We start from the raw sequence: 17,156 nt of genomic DNA on the forward strand, positions 1-17,156 counted from the left end.
CGGCGGTGGAGGCGTCGCGGTCATGACACCAGTCCGGCGGTGTGTCGCGGCGCGAGCAATGTGTCCAGGATGTCGAGCTGTCTGGACAGCCGAAAGATCTCCAGTCTGTGCAGACAGTCGGCAAGCAATTCGATGTGCCGATCCGTACCGACCATGGCACACAGCCCCGTGATCAGGCGTGAGGCATGTGCTCCGTCTGTGATGTGCAGCTGGGCCGGGGCAAATACCTCCGCAGCGTGAATGGGTGCGGGTGTGAGGGGCAGGCACCCGGCCGTGACGGCCTCGATGATGCGTTGGGTCATCTGGCCGGCGATCGCGTACCTCTGTGGCAGCAGCAGCATGGTGGTCACGGCTCGGCCATAGATGTGCGGAACCTCGGTGAACGGCATTCGACCGGCGAATCGCACTCGTGGCCACCGCATGGTGCGTGTCCACTTGCCCGCGACCAAGTGGCGGTGCTGGGCGGCGGCCGGGGCGAAGAAGTGATCGAACATATCGTCGCGGTCGTATTGGTTTCCCACGTAGGCCAAATCAAGATCCCGGGTCTGCCCAGCCAAGCTGGCAGGGTCGGCGGTATCCAGTGCCATGTCGTCGATGGGGAATAGCAGCGAGATCGCCTCGCTGCTAGGGTGCAGCGCCGCCTCACAGGTCACGACGTGGCCCAGTGTTCGTACCGGATCGTGCGGAGCCTGGCGAAGATCCTTGTCCCAGATAATCGTGCGGACTCCGTGAAGGGTGTAGTGGTCGAGCAGGTCCTGCTGGCGGTGCAGATCGCAGGTGTGGCCTTCTGCGCCGCACGGGGTGGTGTTGCGGGCGGGGATCGGCCAGCGCCATTCCAGGAACAGGGCGTCGATCTCGGGGAACCCGTCGTCCCATCGGTAGGTACTGGTCAGGTTGTGTCCGGCCTCGAGGAGATCGCGGTCGGCTTGCAGGAAGACCACGTCGTGGCCACGAGCGCGCAGCCCGTCGATCAGCGTGCGACGGTGGGAGCGGCCACCGTCAGGGGTGTCCAGAACACCGGGCCCCAGGAAGCCCCAGAAGCTGTAGCCGATCAGCATTTCGTTACCCACCAGCCTTCCATCATCAACGCATCCAGACCTGACTCGATCAGGCAATCCAAAGCCATGTCCGGCGTCCCGCAGATCGGTTTGCCCTTGACATTCAGCGAGGTGTTGATCAGCACAGGCACCCCGGTCAACCTGGCGAACTCGCTCAATACCGCAGCCAGGAAAGGATTCTGGTCCGCGGTGACGGTCTGCACTCGGGCAGTGTCGTTGGCGTGGACGACCGCTCCGATCGCGGTGCGTGCCAGCGCGGTGACGCCGGATGCAAACGACATGAACGGTGCCGGCTGACCGAGCGTGAAATACTCCGCCGCCGACGAGGCCAGTACAACCGGAGCGAAGGGACGAAACGGCTCCCGGAACTTCACCGCCGAGTTCAGCCGGTCGACGACATCGGGACGCAGCGGGGAGGCAAGGATCGAACGGTTACCCAGGGCCCGCGGACCAGCCTCCACCCGCCCCTGGAACAGTCCCACGATGCGGCCTTCGGCGAGCTGGCGGGCCAGGAATCGGGCCGGCTGGTCCGGCCTGATCGCGGTCGTCCCCTCACCCGGGCGGGGCGGCAACGGCAGATCCGGATAGAACGGTCCCAGATAGCAACGGTTCATCACGTCAGCCGGAAACGCGCCGGTCTCGGCGAGGAAGACATCCAGGGCGGCGCCGATGGCGGTCCCGGAGTCACCGGGTGCCGGGGGTACATGGACCTCGTCGAACAGACCGGTTTCGGCGATCTTCGCGACCGCGACGCAGTTTGCTGCGACACCACCGCCGACACACAGCAGCCGTGACCCGCTCAGTGCGCGAGCTCGCACAGCGAGATGAATCATGACCTGCTCGGTGCGCTGCTGCAGGGCGGCGGCGAGGTCGCGGTGCACCTGCTCTACAGCGGCATCCTTGTCCCGTGGTGGGCAGGTGGCGCGCATGAACGCTTCGCTGAGGCGGGTGTAGCGACTCGAAAGCACCCGCAACGGGAATATCGCCGGATCTACCGCGAAGCCCTCGTCGGTGAGCGGCACGGCGCGCTCGAACAGCTGGGCGAACCGCCCGGGATCTCCGAGCGCGGCCAAGGCCATGACCGTGCCCTCCTCATCACCTCGCCGCCAGCCGAGATGATCGGTCACTGCGCCGTACACCAATCCCAGCGACGCCGGATCGGCAATGGAGTCCAGGATCCGGTACCGGGCCGGTTCGCGGACGGCGTGACCGATCGTGGTGGACTGGGACTCGCCCAGGCTGTCGACGATGAGCACCGCTGCGTCATCGTAATCGGACGAGGCGAACGCATACAGCCCGTGAGCGCGATGATGCAAGACCGGCTGCACCGCCGCGTTCGGAAACCGTCCGGCGATCCGCCGAACCCGCGACCGGGTACGTGCCGCGACCCGCACGAAACTACCCGCCCGCGGCAGCGCCCGAGCCAAGGTTTCGGTGTGACAGAGGTGGCGCGGAAGTTGTTTCAACGCAGCAAGATACGAGCGAAATTGAAAGTTGTAGGCCACCGAGTCGATATCGTTCGGAGACAGATTATGTTCGTGCAGAAGCCAATCCACGCCGCGAGCAGGGTAGGCGCCGGTGTGTTTCACCCCTGCGAGACGTTCCTCTTCAACGAACCCGGCCAGCGTGCCGTCCAGCAGCAGCGCAGCCGCGGAATCGTGAGTGTCCGAACACAAGCCAAGGACAGGCCCTGTTACCGCGTTCATCCGATCGCTCCTACCGTGTCTCCGGTCGGCTCGACCTGGGTAGCGAGATGGTCCAGCCAGCGTTCGAGTGCACGCCCCAGCTCGCTTGGCACCTGCGTCGCCTGCTCGCGTGCGCGGCTGCGTTCGCCGGCGCTCCACTGCGAATAGCTCGCCATCACCGCAGCGAACGTCGTCCATATTGGGCACTCGATGGCCGGATCCCGTCCCGCGACAGTAGCCGCCAGCACCGTGTCGAATTGAGCCCAGTCCACCGAGATCGGCGACATCAACTCCGAAGCCTCTGGTGTGCAAGGAATTTCACCCGCACCGGCGAGATGTTTGTCGTAGAGGTGCAGCGAATCCACGACGTGGTGGTACTCGCCTAGTTCGACATCGAGCCAGCCCGCCAGCAGCTCCTGCAGAATGGTCGCCGCGAAAATGTCGTAGCCGAATCCGAGCCACAGATCCTGACTGCGCATCGTAGTGTGCATATGCAGTCGATCGTCTCGGACGAAGAACCGATAATTCAGCGTGCACGGCACATCCCGGTGCCCGCGGGTGTCTTGCTCAGGGTCGAACAGCTGTATCACCGCCTGACGCGAATCCCGGTCCCGAGACAACAAGTCACGGACCCGATCGAGCTGGTCGATGCGCCCGTGCCAGCGCCGCATCCGCGGTCCGTACGCCCCCTGCAGGCGACCATCATCGGTGTACCGGGTCAGATTCCGGTTGTAGCGAAAGATCCACGGATCATCCGAGCCCGACAGAATCCACAAGGTCTCCGCGACCGCGAAGGCCGGATTCAGCAACCGGCCAGGCGGCAGATCCACCAGCCGGCGACGCGGGTCACGCAAATGCAGGTGCGCCCCAAGCACTTCCCGGGTAGGCATACCGCGAGGGCTCACGGCAACCCCGCACTGGAGTAGTTGCTGGCATGCGCCGGCGAACAGTTCATTTGCCGAATCGGCAGCGACGGTAATCATCGAATCTCCTTGATTCGCTTGGCAGCAGAGATATCCGCACATCCGGCGGCAGGTCTTGCAGCCATCGGGCCTGCCGTCTCATCCCCTCTTCGAGACCAACCGCGGGCTGATAACCCAGCAGCTGCCGGGCGCGCTGCAAGTCGGCGCAGGTGGTGGTCACATCACCTGCCTGCTCCGGCATCGGGTACACCGTCGTCGAGCGGCCCGTGACGGACTCGGCGGTATCGAGCACTTCACGCATCGATGTACTGGCGCCGCCACCGATATTGATGACCTCGGCCTGGGCATGGATCCACGCGGCCGCGAGAGTCCCGGCGACCACATCGTCGATATAGGTGAACTCCCGGCGCTGGGTGCCGTCCCCAAACAGCGGTACCGCGACATCGAACAATGCGCTTACCAATGCTTGGTTGATGCCCATTCCAGCCCGCTGGCGCGGCCCGAACACCGTGAAGTACCGCAGCGCAACCACACTCAGCCGCGTATCCCGGCGCCGGGCGTGTGCCAGCGCAAGCTGCTCACCAGCCAACTTGCTGACCCCGTACGGCGAGCAGGGAGCGGCGTGGTCGAATTCTGCACTCGGGCTGCTGGCCTCGCCGTACACACTCGAGGAGGACGCCAGCACCAACCTACGTACTCCGGCCTGCTCACAGGCGAGCACAATCCGCTGGGTAGCACTGATATTGGTGCGGACGTACTCGTCGAACCGTGCGCCCCACGAGTCACGTACGCCGGGCACGGCAGCAAGGTGGAATACCACATCAGCTCCGGTCAGCATCGAGGAAATGTCCATCTCGGCGAGATCGCCGCAGTGCATCCGCAGCCGCTCGTACCCCATTGCGCCGCCCAAATTCGCAACGGCGACAATGCTTTCTGATCCCCGTCGATCGACAGCCACGACCTCGTAGCCGTGCACCAGCAGGGCATCGACAAGGTGGGAACCGATGAACCCCGCAGCGCCGGTCACAACTACGCGTGAGGATGGTGGTGAGCCCGAAATCGTCACCATCGCAGCGTCTCTCCGACTTCCTGCGTGACGCTGACAGCGTGGCGCTCAACTACAGCGGGTTGTAACTCGACAACGACGGCCCCGCCATACGAGCAGATGCGAGCACGTCTTTCGGCTCTCATGGACTCTTTCTTTCTCTTGGGAGCAAACAGATTTCGAGGTTCATATCCGACGACGGGACGAACGATCCTTGACCTCGTGGACCACGCGCCGCTGGGCGGTCCGTCTGGAGTTGTTGCTCATCCCTCCATGCTTGGGGTAGATGACACACCGTCCCTTGGGCATCAGCGCACCCGCAGGCGGGCCATCGCGAAATATCGTTACGTCGCCCAGGCGTCCCGTTCCGGCCATGCCGGCGAGCAGCGTGGGTTGCCGTTGTCCCAGACCTCCACGATCAACATCCGCCACGATGTCCAGCGCAGTGCCAGCTGTCCTACCAGGGCACGGCGATCATCAGGACGGGTGTCGTTCCAGCGCAGCAGATTGCCCGCCAGCCGGGCAGAGGTCTCGCTCGCGGCGTCGATGGCCCACGGCTGCAATGCCCACTTCTGGGCCACCTCGCTCGAGAACGCTCCCACAGAGCGCGCGACATCATGACGGTCCAGCCACAGCATCGCGTCCGCAGTCGGTCTGCCGATCATGGTGTGGCCCGGATGCATCAGCATCGAAAAGCCCTCCTGCTCAGTCCGCCGCCGCACGCATCGACCGCGGCCAGAACAACCGCGCCGGAAGGGCGATAGTCGTCCGCAGGTGCTTGCGACCAGCACCGGAACCCGCCGCTGCGGCGCCCGGGGGACGGCAGCGCGATCTCCGTGCCAGGCCGCGCCACCGCGATCTGAGCCCGGAACAGGCGCGCGAACGTTGTGATGTCGTCCGGGATGTCCGGCTTACAGAGGAACGTCCAGCGCGAAGACCGAGGATGCGAGATGATCGGCCCCAAGCGAATGCCCTGCCGCTGCATATGCAGCCGGACCCGTGCGGCGAGTTCCGCGGGCATCGTGATCGCGCCGATCGTGTCGCCAGCGACGGCGACAATGGCCCGCAACTCCGGGCGTATCCGGGCATCGAGCCGACAGGTTCGCCGATAGAACCGGCAGCGAGACGCGAGTGTGTCGGCGGGCAGCATCGGCAGAACCGTCGTGAGCTCGGCTGCCGCGGTCATGGTCGCTCCTCCTCAGAACGCCTATACGTCGGAGGCGGCATGTCCGGCACCGCACCGCCATGCGAGGCGGTGCGGAGGTCAGCGCGGATCTCGGTGAGGAAGAGCCCGACGTGGTTGATGGCCAATGCCCTGCATCTCGGCCGGTCACCAACTCCCCTGGTCAGCACATCGATTGCCGCATTCAGACCCGCCATGTAGCTGTGTTGGTAACCGTGCGAGGCGTCCTGGACCGCGAGGGAAAGCAGCCTCGTGTACTCGGATCCGTACTCCCTGTTCAGTTGCGTGACCAGCGCAGTGGCCCGCGGCAGCGGGCTGTCGTCGTCGGCCCTCATCATGACTTCGGCCGGGGGAAGATTCAGACTCTCGAGAATTGGGAATTCGGACCGATCTTCGACGCTGACGGCCGTGCACCCGAGCTTGGACAGGAATTCGTGCGCCTCATCCAGCCGCATCGGCCCGTACGCCGCGAACAATCGCCATTCCGCCTCGGTGGCGCCGCGCGGCCGGGGCAAAGTCGCGATATTCCATGCGTCCACATCGGGCTGCTCCGACTCGGCCGGAATGAGCAGTCGAGTCACTTCCTCGTCGGACATGGGTTCTTGCTCCTGTTCCAATCGGTAACCAGGACAATGGGTTTGATCGCCCGGAGAATCGGGCGTAAGGGCCATGAGACCAGCCAGCACATGACCAATGTGATACCGGTCCGTTTCCCGCTCGATCGGCCCGGCCGCCGCCGGAATCGCGGTAGTCCCGAGTGTGTGCCGAGGTAGTGGCGAGGGTCTGTGGCTGGAGGTCATGGATTCCTCTTACTTATTTCTCGAACAGTCGGTGATTCGGCAGCAAACGCATCCCTGCTGTGATCGCCCGGTCCAACCGGACCGCGGCCCGGTCATTCCATCGCGCCATATCGGTGAGAAAGGCTCAGCGGATTCCTCGGCACGGAAGTGCAGCGGGCGGTCCAGGACAGGGAACTCGACGATCACGTGCAGTTCCATACGTGCCCTTCCGTCCGCCGCCGCCCCGCGCTCAGTCGTCGTTCAACTGAGCTGAGACGTAGGCGTGGGCGGCCAGGTAGCGCCTGCACTCCGGCCCGTGCCCGTCGTGGTGCTGTAAGTCCGCGTATGCCTCATGAGAGTTGGCGAAGCCAGTCGGCTCCGCCGCGCATTCCTCGCGTATCGAGGTGTCCAGCATCAGCAACGCAGATCCTCGACCGGTACCGCTGCCGGGACCTCTGGTCTGCCCTGGCCCACTTCGGACACGTTCGACCGTCTCCGATACCCGGGCCGGATATACCCTGGTATCGAACCGTTTGGCTGTGAGCGGCAAGGGATCCATGTCGTCAACGCTATGAAGAACCGATGGCTACCAGGGCACACGAACTGTGTGCCTGTTGGCGTGATCCGGCCCGGGAGGATTGAATCGTTATGGACATCGACGGCATCCCCCGGCGGATCGCGTATTGGCGCGATCGGCGCGGTCTAACACAGAGCGACTTGGCCGTTCGGCTCGCTGGCTCGAAATCGTGGGTTCAGAAGCTCGAATCCGGTGACAGACAGGCAGATCCGCGTATCAGCGTGCTGGAGCGGGTTGCATCGGCGCTGTCGATCCCACTCGAGGTACTCCTTGGTGCGGAGATGCCCCGTCGGGAATGCGTCGACGCCACCGAAATCGCACTGATTCGCGATACTCTTTTGCGGCCGGACGTCATCACCGGCGTCCACGCCACCGCTGAGCCGATTGATCTACACTCGCTCGCCCGCCGTGCCGACTACTGCTTCGAGGCGTATCAAGCGGCGCACTACTCAACTCTGGGCCGGGTCCTCCCGGATCTGATCCTCGAGGGTCAACGAGCAGCCCAATCCAACGACCAAGCGGCGCTTGCCACATTGTCGAGCATTTACCATGTGACGGCGCTGGTGCTGATGAAATTCTCGGATGCGACACTGGCCTGGCACGCTGCCGATCGCGCCCTGACCACCGCTCATCGGAGCGGCGACGCGGCCTCGATCGGGCTGGCAGCTCAGATGTTCACCTACGCGATGTTCGGTCAGGGACAAGCACAAGCGGGTGCGGAGCTGTCGATCAGCACCGCCGAGACATTCGCCGCCGAGCTGCAAGCCCTCGGACCACCGGGATGGTCGGTTTACGGCAGCATGTTCCTGAAGGCCGCCGTTGCCGTTGCGGCAACTGAAAATATCAGCACCACGAGGGATTTGATTGCCGAAGCCAAAGAAGCGGCCGGACGTACCGGCGACAATCGGAACGACTTCCATACCTGCTTCGGTATAACGAACTGTCTGCTGCACGAAGCGTCGGTGCTGGGTCAGTTCGGTGAGTACAGCGCTGCCATCGACGCCGCCGCCCGTATCACTCCTGATGCGTTGGCCGCGCTGTCCCGTGAACGTAGAACGCATCACTTCATCGACACCGCTGTGGCCCACCACGGTCTCCACCAAGATGACCATGCCCTGGATTACCTGCTGGACGCCGAACGCCATGCGCCGCAAGAAGTTCACTGCCGACCTGCGACGCGACAACTGATCGGTGACATGCTGCACCAAGCGAAAGGCAGCGGGTCTTGGGCCCTTCAAGGATTGGCCCAGCGATCCGGCGTGGTTCGATGAGCGGTATGCCAGTTCTGTATGTCATCGGATGCGCCGCTCCGCCGGTCCTGAAGATCCAGACCTTGATCACCAGCGCGATCGACCGAGGCTGGGATACATGCCTGATCCTGACAGCGACCGCGGACCGCTGGCTGGCCGACTCAACCAACACACTGACTGAACTCACCGGAAACCCGATCCGAACCAACTACAAGCTGCCCGGGCGGCCCGACGTACTGCCACCGGCAGACGCCATGCTGGTAGCACCGGCTACCTCCAACACGATCAACAAGTGGGCCGCCGGCATCAGCGACACGTTGCCACTCGGGCTGATCACTGAGGCAATCGGCAAGGGCCTGCCGCTGGTAGCGTTGCCATTTCTGAACGAGGCACAAGCCAAGCATCCAGCGTTTTCACGCAGTGTGGAGATCCTTCGCGGCGCCGGCGTGCAGATTCTCCTCGGTGAGGAAGGACCACATGGTCTCGGTGGTGGCAGCGGCGCAGATTTTCCATGGGAGTTGGCGCTGGATCGGTTGGAACCAGCTCCAACGAATACGAAATGAGCCATCGTCGGTAGGAGCCGGGGTATTGGTGGCTGGGCGACACCCCAGCCCGAGCCGGCGGAACTTATCGATATCCTTCGGGGCAGACCAAGCACTGACCTGTGCGGCTGACGGAGATCGACTACGCCCGGATCCCGGATTGTGTCTTCTGCTGAAGTCTCTCATACGGGGTCTGGCCGTCCAGGCCGCCGTGGGGCCGGTGGTAGTTGTAATAGTCCTGCCACTCTTTGAGTTTCGCGTTGAAGACGTTCACGTCGTCGATCACGACGCCCTCGAGCAGCCGGTAGAACTCCTCGGCATCTATCCGGTGCGAGCGCTCCACCTTGCCGTTCAAGCGGGGCGTTCGCGGCTTGATGTAGACGTGGTTCATGCCCTTGTCCAGCACGTGCCAGTGGAACCCGGACTGGAACTCCGCCCCGTTGTCGGTTTGGATCGTCTCGACCGCGAACGGCAGCTGCGACACGACGTAGTCCAGGAACTGGATCGCGGTCTTCTGGTTGTTGCGCGGGTAGATCTTCAGGATCCGCAGCCGGGTGCAGTCGTCGATCGCGGTGTACTGGTAGAACTTCCCGCGCCGGCCAACCGGTTTCACCGTCGGGGTACCGGCCTTGCCTGGCAGGGGTTCGACGAACTTGACGTCGACCTGCACGTGATGGCCAGGGCGTTGCTTCTCGTACCGTTTCCAGCGGCGGTCGTGCCGCTTGTAACGCTGGGAGGCCGGGAGCCGACCCATGTCGAGGCGCTTCAGGATGCGCCATACCCCGGATTTGCTGATCTGGATGTCGTGGTAGCGCGCGAGGTACATGCGGATCTTGTCCGGCCCGAAGTGGTAGTGCTGCCGGAGATGGATGATCTTCTCGACGACGTCGGCGCGGGTCGCGGTCGGGCTGGTCCGCGGGCGCCGCGATCGCTCACGCAGCCCATCGACGCCCTCGTTCTCATACCGGTGCAGCCACGTGTAGTACGTGGGGCGGCTGATTCCGAAGTACCGACAGGTCATCGCGACGTTGCCGGTGACTTCCTCGACATGACGAAGGACCGCCAGGCACCGACGCACCTCGCGGTCCATGACAAGCTCACTCACCCGAATCTCCCTACTGTTCAAGGGATCCGAGTGTCAAGCATCTCCGTCAGTTTTATAGGTCAGCACCCGTAACCAGGACGATTGTCGGCGGCCAGCTGCAACTTCCCATCAGCAGCCACGTGGCGGGAGTCGACTGGCCGCAGTGGCAACCCCACCGGGATTCGGTGGGCGTCTAAAGAATGAGCGATATGCGGCTACTTAAGACTGGTGGTAGGGCTTGATCCCGGCCAGGATCAGTCCCAGGTACCCGGTGGGAGGCTCCCTATGCGGCTGCCCGCCAGTGTGATCGGTGTGGCTCGCTAATGGCTTGCGTCCCATCGGGTTACCGTACGGGCGTGGCTGGAAAGGGGTTTGCCCTGGCTCGAAGTAGCGGTGCCTTCCTGCACGGATACCTATCCGTCGATCTGGAAGGATACCGATGCCGGTCATCATCGGAATGGACCCGCACAAACGCTCGGCCACCATCGAATTCATCGACCGTGACGCGAGCATCCTCGCGACCGGTCGTTACGGCACCGACACCGCCGGATACGGTGACATGCTCACCGCCGCACAACGATTCCCCGAGCGGGTGTGGGCGATCGAGGGCTGCAACGGTGTCGGCCGGCACCTGGCGCACCGGCTGGTCACCGACGGGGAAACCGTCATCGATGTGCCCGCGAAACTCTCGGCGCAGGTGCGGGTGTTCGCCACCGGCAACGGCCGCAAAACCGATCCAGTCGACGCGCATTCGGTCGCGTTGGCGGCGTTGCGGTCGCCGAATCTGCGGCGGGTGCAGGCGGATCCGGAGCTGCTCGCGTTGGGCCTGCTGGTCGATCGTCGTGACGAACTCGGCCGGGCCCACACCGAGCTGTTGAACCGGATCCACCGCCTGCTGCTGGAGTTGGTGCCCGGAGGCGCCAAACGGTTTCTCTCCGCCATGCAGGCCCGCGCCCTGGCCGAGATCATCGAACCCGGCGATGCCGCGGCCCGGGTCCGTTTGCGGCTGGTGAGCGAACTGATCGACGACCTCGAGGTCGTCGACCGGAAAACCAAAGCGGCGGACAAAGAACTCAAACAACTGGTCCTCGCGCGCGGATCGACCCTGATGGACCTCAACGGCATCGGGCCCTGTGGTGCGGCACGGCTTCTCGCTGACACCGACAGCGTCTACCGTTTCACCTCCCGGGACCGGTTCGCGTCCTGGAACCCCGCCGCGCCCCTGGACGCGTCATCGGGAGATCAGAAGCGACACCGACTGTCCCGGGCCGGCAACCGCAAGATCAACCACGTCCTGCACACCATGGCAGTAGTCCAGCTGCGTCACCCGACCGCAGGCCGGGTCTATTACGACAGAAAGAAGGCTGCCGGGAAAACCTCGATGGAGGCGATGCGGGCCCTCAAACGACGCCTGTCCAACGTCGTCTACCAGCGGATGCTCACAGACCAGCGGCGACGAGACGCGGCAAGCCCGGGAGGGCACTCGGGGGCGACTACTGACTCCAGCGCGACCGGCCCTACCCCGCACACCGATCCTTCGGACAAGCCACAACCCGGACCTACCGCCACCCAGTCTAACGGCGAACTCCCAACCGCCACTTGACATAAAGGGGAGCCATTATCGCTCACTATGAATAACTATCGCCAGATTGACCGTCGACAGCATCCGGAAATGCTTATTGCAGGTTTCACCGAAAGACGTCTGCGAAGGTGTAGGCGAGGACGAGCGCGTCCTCGTTTCCCGCTGCGGCGAACGTGGCGAGTAGGTGTTGGAAGGCTGCTGCTCCGTCATGATCGTGCAGCGCCAATGGGCGGTGATGGGTGAGGAGGTGTGTCAGGTGTGGGACTACCGCGTCGCTGGCGATACGGTCCTGGGCGTACGCTCCATTGCCGTTTATGGCATCGCTGATGGCGATCAGGGCTCTTTTTTCGTCGAGCGGGGCCAGGAATTTCATGGTTTCGACGACATAGTGGACCGAATGCGGAATCCATGTGACCGCGCACCTCGCAAGGATCGGAAAGGCGAGGTCGGCGAAATTCGTCAGATTGGGCCCTGCCGGAGGGCCTTGCTTGTGCTGGTGTTGGAACGCTCCGCTGGCGAAGAAGAGTTGTTGGGCTACCGTGTCCGCGATCTTCGCCGCACCCTGGAGTTCGGAGCGCTCGTCCTCGGAAAGCTCGGCAGTGGCCAGAAGCTGTTCGGGGTGGCGGCCCCAGCGTTCCGCGGCGCTGTCGGCGGCCTGTGTCAGCAGCTTGAACACTCGGCTTTGGGTGGATTCCTCGCCCGGTGTCAAGTATTCGCGGGTGCATTGGGCCACGAATTGGGCCTCGTCGGCGAAGGTGGGTGCAGTCCGCATCCATGTTTCGATGGTTCGGGTCGCGAATGGGGTTTGCTGGTCGACCGCGAGAAAGCTGAGGGTGCTCACGTATGCTCGGCCGAGTTCGCTGGTGGCGTCGGGCCGGTCGTCTCTGGATGCGAAACGTTCGAGAACGGCGTCGACTTCGGTAGGTGCCGAACCGAGTTCCTCCGCAAGACGGCAAATCAGAACGGTCTGGACCGTTGTGTTGGTTTCGGCGAGGAGGAGGCCGCCCAATGCTCTGACCCGCTGTGGTGGAGTCGAATCGGCGAGTACGAGACGCGCGGCTCGAGCGGCGACCATCCGGACGACCTCGCTGTCGTCGTGCAGCGCGTTGTTGACGATCCGGTGTATGTCGGGTCCGTGGTCGGACTCTCTCCATGCCGGCCGGTTCAGCAAGTGAATGAGACCCCCGACGGCCATGTCCCGCATCCCGGGCCCCCAGACGACTGCCATCAGAACGATCCTGCATTCGGGCTTGCGGTCGCCGTAACGAGGATCGCGACAACCCGGTCCCCGACCGGAGTTCCGGGTGTGATCTCGTCGGCGCGGGCGAGCACCGTTGCTGCGTCGATGAGTAGCTGTTGGAGTTGGTCGGGTACTGATTCTGCTTCCACGAAGGCTTGATCGGTCCGCAGAAATGCTTCGGTCATCTCGGGGCGGGTGACCGTCGATGGGTTTCCGTCGGGGCGGGCGAGGTTCAACTCCGTGTGTAAGGTGCGTGCGGCGGTCTCGACGGTGGGGGCCAACGTGGCGCCGGAGTCCAGCACGGAGTCGATGATCGTCCAGGGTGTGGTTCGCCCGACGATTGTGACCGGTTGCGGGATGTCGGGTGGGGCATCGCCGAGAGCTGAGCGTCTGGCTCCCAAAACAGGGTCGATGATCCTGTCGGGTGTCAGGATCCCGATCAGGACATCACCTACCTGATGGTGTATGCCGTTGCGTTCGGCGAGCGCGACCGCTTCGGCCACGGCTGCCTCCAGGCTGTCAGGGGGAATGCTGTCGTCGTTCACAAGTGCTGCAAGTAGGCGGGCTGCGGCCGGATGTGTGTCTGGGTGCGTCAGCAGTGATCCGGTCTCCAGCGCTGGTAGTACCGTGCGACCCAGCGCTGTGGGATCTCCATGGGACGTGAGCACGGCAGCCCAGGCAGAGCTGTTGTGAAGTCGTCCGACCAGCACCCTGATGGCGGGCTCTGTCTGCTGCGGCTGGCTTTGGGCCAGTGCGTTCGAGAGGGCTGCGGCAGCTGTTGTGCCGGAGTCGAGACGGGTCAAAGATAGATCGAGCCCATGCACCAGGAACCCAGAGGCGCCCGCGACGGTGATGGGCCACGTCGTCTGTTCCTGTGAGCCGTCTTCGTTGTCGGTGAAGTCGCAGAAAATCTCCGCTGCCAGGGGTAGGTCGGCGGCGCAGACATCTCCGAATTTTTCGGCCAGCATGAAGGCGCCGTGATCTGCTTGTTGGCGACGGGATTCGTTCAAGGACAGGATTCCCCCGCCGCCGAGTGGCACTTGCTCGTCGCGGGTCTCCTTCAGCGTCATCACGATTGACGCCATGCGACGCGTCAGCGCCGGGTCCTGGGACGCTGTGGGTGCGACGCATTCGGCAAGCCAGGTGACGACGGTTCCACCCCACTGAGCCAGCGCCTCGCTGTCATCGAGAAGCCGCGCGACGGCTCTGCGCACCTCCTCGCTTATCGCGACGAGGTGCTGGAGCTGCCGTGCAGTCGCGCCGGCGAGAGATTCCATCCGTTCGGGCTCGGTCCGGCATCGATCGAGAAGGACAGCCACAGCCCGGCATCTGTCATCAAGGGACGGACCCAATGCAACGGCGGGAGCGCGGCCCTGCAAAACGTCGACAAGAGCTATGGCCAAGAACCCGTCGATATCGGATGAGGGGGAGTTTTCGGCCAATCGGCGGGCAAGGCTCGCCAGCGGAACAATGGCCGCGGACTCGTCGGGTAATACTGCGGCGGAGCGGAACGCGCCGATCAGTTGACTGACCAAACGCTGTGTCGGTGTCATGGCGGTCGAGACGTCTGTGTCACCGCGGGTAGGTGCGAGCGGGAGTAAATCGTCGGGTCGACGAACCAGGTTCACGATCCGTGACGCGAAGGCCAGCGACGCGAGAAGGTGAGGGGAGGCCGCCACAGCCCGGCACACCGGCCAGAAGATTCCGGCGTCGCGGCGATTCCAGAGCAGGTCTACCAGGATCTCGAAACTCGGCCTTGCAATGAGCGGGAGCGTCGGATCCGTGTCCAGCGTGTGAACAAGCCCGTCCTGGTCGGTTGGAGACAAGAGCACGTAGATGGCCGTGGCGTAGTCGAACAGAATGTTGTGGGTGAACGACAGCACCGGCCGGATACCGGGCAGAATCCCGCCCTCGTTGCGTAGCACGCCTCTGCTGAGCAAGTCGTCAAGTACTGGGGACTCGGTGGAAAGGACATGAGGTTCTTCCTGCGCCACTTCAAGGCCGCGCTGGTCCGTCATGGCCCGGCACAGACGCGCCAGTAGCGTTTCGCGGGCGGTCGTGTCCTCGTCACGAATTCGCCAAGACCAAAATTCTTCGAGCAGTCCGATACGGCTGTGGACCGAGACCAATTGCGCGTGTTGAGTTTGTGGGAGCCCGTCGGCCAGTTCGGCGGCGAGCCGGAGATTAAACGGATTGCGCAGCAGGCGACGAAGTTCCGGGTTCGCTTCGGCGAGCAGCGTTGCCAGAGCCATCGGGGGACGGATCGCCTCGTCGAGTTCGGTCTCCGTGAGGTCGCCGACCAGTAAATGGCGCACAGCCGCGAGTCGGTCGTCGCGTGCCTCGAGACGTGACGATATCGGCGTACCCCGAAACGTTCGTTGCAGTTGGCGGTTGTTGCGGGCGTCGAACGTTCGTACTGTGGCGATGATCTGCCAGCGGGATCCCTTCAGCGCATCGATCGTCTTACTGAGGAAGTCCCGGTTTGTGGAGCCGCGCAGCGCATCGACACCGTCGATCAGGACCACGCCGGGCAGCCCGACCCAGGCATCGAGTATGTGCTCCAACGGCGCGGAAAGAGGGAGCGGGTTCATCCCGGCTATATCGGTGGCACGCAGGACCACCAATTCCCCGACTTTCTCGCGGTCGGCCGCAAACTGCTGAGCGACCGAAGACTTGCCGGCACCCGCATCGCCCACGATCAGTAGGTTCTCATGACCGGCGTCGGCGATGAGGTCGGTAGCGGCTGCCCGGGAGATGTATAGGCCGCCGGGCACCGGGAGCTGGGCGTCGGCCTGCAACAACTTCAGGTTTGTCGCGGATTGCTGCCGGAGTGTGGCGATGTCCGCCGCGAATCTCACAGGAGGCGACAGTGCTATTGCTGCTCGCGATAGGGCGAGACCAACCTCGGGCCGGTGCCGCCACTCTTGCGCGGTTGCCGCGGCAAGGCCCTCGCCGACAAGAACGTCGTAGGCCAGCGCAGCATCTGCCGCGTTGGGTAGTCCTCGTGCCAGTGCCGTCACGGCTGCTTGATGATCTCTTCTGCCGGGCTCGATATCGAGCACGAGGATGTGCAGAGCGCGAAAAAAACCCCGCAGGTCCTCTTCATCCGGCACCCCACGTCCACCTGTTGTCCACAGCCGGCGAACGTGCGCAAGCACCACGTTGAGCGCTTTCTCCTCCGGTCCGGTCAGGTTATGGTCGAATGGTGTTCCTGGCGTTGCGGATCCGATGCGCGAGATCACACTGGCCAAATCCTCGCGTACGGTGGCAGGCGCAGAGGTATCGGTACAAAGCACGAGTTTGTCACGATGAGAGTCGATCGGGCGGGAGCCTCCCGCGCGCTGCGGCACAGCATCTGCAAGATATTGGGTGACCGCTTGGGCAAGTGCCTTGGCAAGCGGACCGTCCTCGGTGGTGCCCAGCTTCAATCCCACTTTTGCCTGAAACAGTGCATAGTCGCCGGCATCGGTCACGACCGCGACATCGTCCACAGCTAACCCGGTCTGCGCGCCGACACCCACCACCGTGCCAGCCACCAGCGGAATCAGCGTCGACTCTTCGGCCACCATCGGCGCGGCGGCCCACGCAAACACGCGATCCTGGAATCGGACGCCAGACGCACCCGCAGCTCCGCCGCTTGAGGCTCTCGCGCTCATCGCACGACCGGAGTGGACGGGTCACCTCGAAGGGGCATGTGACGATCTTAACGACGCCGCGGACCGACCCCTCGCCACCCACACTGCACCGTCGGACGACGACAGAGATGGCGGTCTCGGAGTACGGGGCGATATTGGACAGTACCGGATGATTAGGGAGATCGGTTGTCGGGCTTCAACTTACGCCCCGTCGAACGACCGAAACGCAGCAGATGAGTACGTTCGACCAGACAAGGGTGCTTATGGTGGCAAGCCGCTGCTGAGCTCCCCACCCGCCCCGCCATCTCGGAGCCCGCGGCGACGGACCTCGACTCAAGCCCATGCAGGGTAGGACGTAAAGCGGCGCTCCGGAGTGGGTAACTGATTATGTGCTGGACTCGCGCGTCAAAACCCGCTGTTTGACCTTTGTGTATTGGTGGGACGGGACGCAGTGGAGCCGTGGTGATTCTCCCGGTACGGATCATTCCAGCGCAGTGCTACCCAGCATCTATCTGGAATCCGATGTAACCAAGCAGGTCTCGGCGTTGTGGGAGATGCCAATGGACGTTGTTG

The 17,156-nt window shown here is 63.7% G+C and carries 14 protein-coding genes; 3 read left to right on the top strand and 11 right to left on the bottom strand.

The window, feature by feature from the left end; genetic code table 11:
- Positions 1-20 precede the first annotated feature (20 nt).
- The 8 genes from JZ791_RS07335 to JZ791_RS07370 all read right to left on the bottom strand — a co-directional run bounded on the left by JZ791_RS07335 (position 21) and on the right by JZ791_RS07370 (position 7,094).
- Positions 21-1,070: a CgeB family protein gene (locus JZ791_RS07335; protein ID WP_216893423.1), complete on the bottom strand. Its 1,050-nt coding sequence runs from the start codon at positions 1,068-1,070 to the stop codon at positions 21-23.
- The gene (locus tag JZ791_RS07340; RefSeq protein WP_216893424.1) at positions 1,052-2,764 is read right to left on the bottom strand and encodes a carbamoyltransferase family protein; all 1,713 of its coding nucleotides are present in this window, start codon (positions 2,762-2,764) and stop codon (positions 1,052-1,054) included. The genes JZ791_RS07335 and JZ791_RS07340 overlap by 19 nt, the downstream gene beginning before the upstream one ends.
- On the bottom strand, positions 2,761-3,726 hold the full coding sequence (locus JZ791_RS07345) for a thymidylate synthase (protein WP_216893425.1): 966 nt from the start codon (positions 3,724-3,726) through the stop codon (positions 2,761-2,763). Before JZ791_RS07345 ends, JZ791_RS07340 begins: the two co-directional genes overlap by 4 nt.
- Entirely contained in the window at positions 3,695-4,735 is a 1,041-nt protein-coding gene (locus JZ791_RS07350) for an NAD-dependent epimerase/dehydratase family protein (protein ID WP_254205336.1), read from the bottom strand. The genes JZ791_RS07345 and JZ791_RS07350 overlap by 32 nt, the downstream gene beginning before the upstream one ends.
- A gap of 320 nt (positions 4,736-5,055) precedes the next feature.
- Positions 5,056-5,400: a hypothetical protein gene (locus JZ791_RS07355; RefSeq protein ID WP_216893427.1), complete on the bottom strand. Its 345-nt coding sequence runs from the start codon at positions 5,398-5,400 to the stop codon at positions 5,056-5,058.
- Positions 5,394-5,897: a DNA-directed RNA polymerase subunit beta gene (locus JZ791_RS07360; RefSeq protein ID WP_254205337.1), complete on the bottom strand. Its 504-nt coding sequence runs from the start codon at positions 5,895-5,897 to the stop codon at positions 5,394-5,396. The genes JZ791_RS07355 and JZ791_RS07360 overlap by 7 nt, the downstream gene beginning before the upstream one ends.
- Positions 5,894-6,490, bottom strand: coding sequence for a hypothetical protein (locus JZ791_RS07365; protein WP_216893428.1), 597 nt, complete (start codon positions 6,488-6,490; stop codon positions 5,894-5,896). The genes JZ791_RS07360 and JZ791_RS07365 overlap by 4 nt, the downstream gene beginning before the upstream one ends.
- Before the next feature lie 433 nt (positions 6,491-6,923).
- On the bottom strand, positions 6,924-7,094 hold the full coding sequence (locus tag JZ791_RS07370; protein ID WP_216893429.1) for a hypothetical protein: 171 nt from the start codon (positions 7,092-7,094) through the stop codon (positions 6,924-6,926).
- 227 nt (positions 7,095-7,321) lie between these two features.
- Between JZ791_RS07370 and JZ791_RS07375 the strand changes: the two genes are divergently transcribed.
- Together JZ791_RS07375 and JZ791_RS07380 are read left to right on the top strand one after the other, a co-directional pair.
- Complete coding sequence (locus JZ791_RS07375) at positions 7,322-8,521, top strand: helix-turn-helix domain-containing protein (RefSeq protein ID WP_216893430.1); 1,200 nt, start codon at positions 7,322-7,324, stop codon at positions 8,519-8,521.
- A 5-nt stretch (positions 8,522-8,526) separates the two neighbouring features.
- A complete protein-coding gene (locus JZ791_RS07380; protein WP_254205338.1) occupies positions 8,527-9,063 on the top strand; it encodes a flavoprotein in 537 nt (178 codons plus the stop codon).
- 121 nt (positions 9,064-9,184) lie between these two features.
- On the opposite strand, the gene JZ791_RS07385 is transcribed toward JZ791_RS07380, so the two are convergent.
- Positions 9,185-10,132, bottom strand: a complete 948-nt coding sequence (locus JZ791_RS07385; RefSeq protein WP_216893461.1) for an IS481 family transposase — start codon at positions 10,130-10,132, stop codon at positions 9,185-9,187.
- 433 nt (positions 10,133-10,565) lie between these two features.
- Between JZ791_RS07385 and JZ791_RS07390 the strand changes: the two genes are divergently transcribed.
- Positions 10,566-11,729, top strand: coding sequence for an IS110 family RNA-guided transposase (locus tag JZ791_RS07390; protein ID WP_216893432.1), 1,164 nt, complete (start codon positions 10,566-10,568; stop codon positions 11,727-11,729).
- Positions 11,730-11,814: 85 nt separating this feature from the next.
- Here the strand turns inward: JZ791_RS07390 and JZ791_RS07395 are convergent, their stop codons facing one another.
- Complete coding sequence (locus tag JZ791_RS07395; RefSeq protein WP_216893433.1) at positions 11,815-12,912, bottom strand: hypothetical protein; 1,098 nt, start codon at positions 12,910-12,912, stop codon at positions 11,815-11,817.
- A 23-nt stretch (positions 12,913-12,935) separates the two neighbouring features.
- Positions 12,936-16,541 (bottom strand): NACHT domain-containing protein, encoded by a 3,606-nt coding sequence (locus JZ791_RS07400; RefSeq protein ID WP_216893434.1) that lies wholly within the window; start codon positions 16,539-16,541, stop codon positions 12,936-12,938.
- Positions 16,542-17,156 lie beyond the last annotated feature (615 nt).

It is taken from the genome of Nocardia alni (assembly GCF_019038435.1).
GTDB classification, from domain to species: Bacteria; Actinomycetota; Actinomycetes; order Mycobacteriales; family Mycobacteriaceae; genus Nocardia; species Nocardia alni.

Bases quoted from the DNA above. Each gene is read 5' to 3' on its own strand.
- JZ791_RS07340 (WP_216893424.1), bottom strand. From the start codon at position 2,764: ATGAACGCGGTAACAGGGCCTGTCCTTGGCTTGTGTTCGGACACTCAC.
- JZ791_RS07345 (WP_216893425.1), bottom strand. From the start codon at position 3,726: ATGATTACCGTCGCTGCCGATTCGGCAAATGAACTGTTCGCCGGCGCA.
- JZ791_RS07350 (WP_254205336.1), bottom strand. From the start codon at position 4,735: ATGGTGACGATTTCGGGCTCACCACCATCCTCACGCGTAGTTGTGACC.
- JZ791_RS07355 (WP_216893427.1), bottom strand. From the start codon at position 5,400: ATGCTGATGCATCCGGGCCACACCATGATCGGCAGACCGACTGCGGAC.
- JZ791_RS07360 (WP_254205337.1), bottom strand. From the start codon at position 5,897: ATGACCGCGGCAGCCGAGCTCACGACGGTTCTGCCGATGCTGCCCGCC.
- JZ791_RS07365 (WP_216893428.1), bottom strand. From the start codon at position 6,490: ATGTCCGACGAGGAAGTGACTCGACTGCTCATTCCGGCCGAGTCGGAG.
- JZ791_RS07375 (WP_216893430.1), top strand. From the start codon at position 7,322: ATGGACATCGACGGCATCCCCCGGCGGATCGCGTATTGGCGCGATCGG.
- JZ791_RS07380 (WP_254205338.1), top strand. From the start codon at position 8,527: ATGCCAGTTCTGTATGTCATCGGATGCGCCGCTCCGCCGGTCCTGAAG.
- JZ791_RS07385 (WP_216893461.1), bottom strand. From the start codon at position 10,132: ATGGACCGCGAGGTGCGTCGGTGCCTGGCGGTCCTTCGTCATGTCGAG.
- JZ791_RS07390 (WP_216893432.1), top strand. From the start codon at position 10,566: ATGCCGGTCATCATCGGAATGGACCCGCACAAACGCTCGGCCACCATC.
- JZ791_RS07395 (WP_216893433.1), bottom strand. From the start codon at position 12,912: ATGCGGGACATGGCCGTCGGGGGTCTCATTCACTTGCTGAACCGGCCG.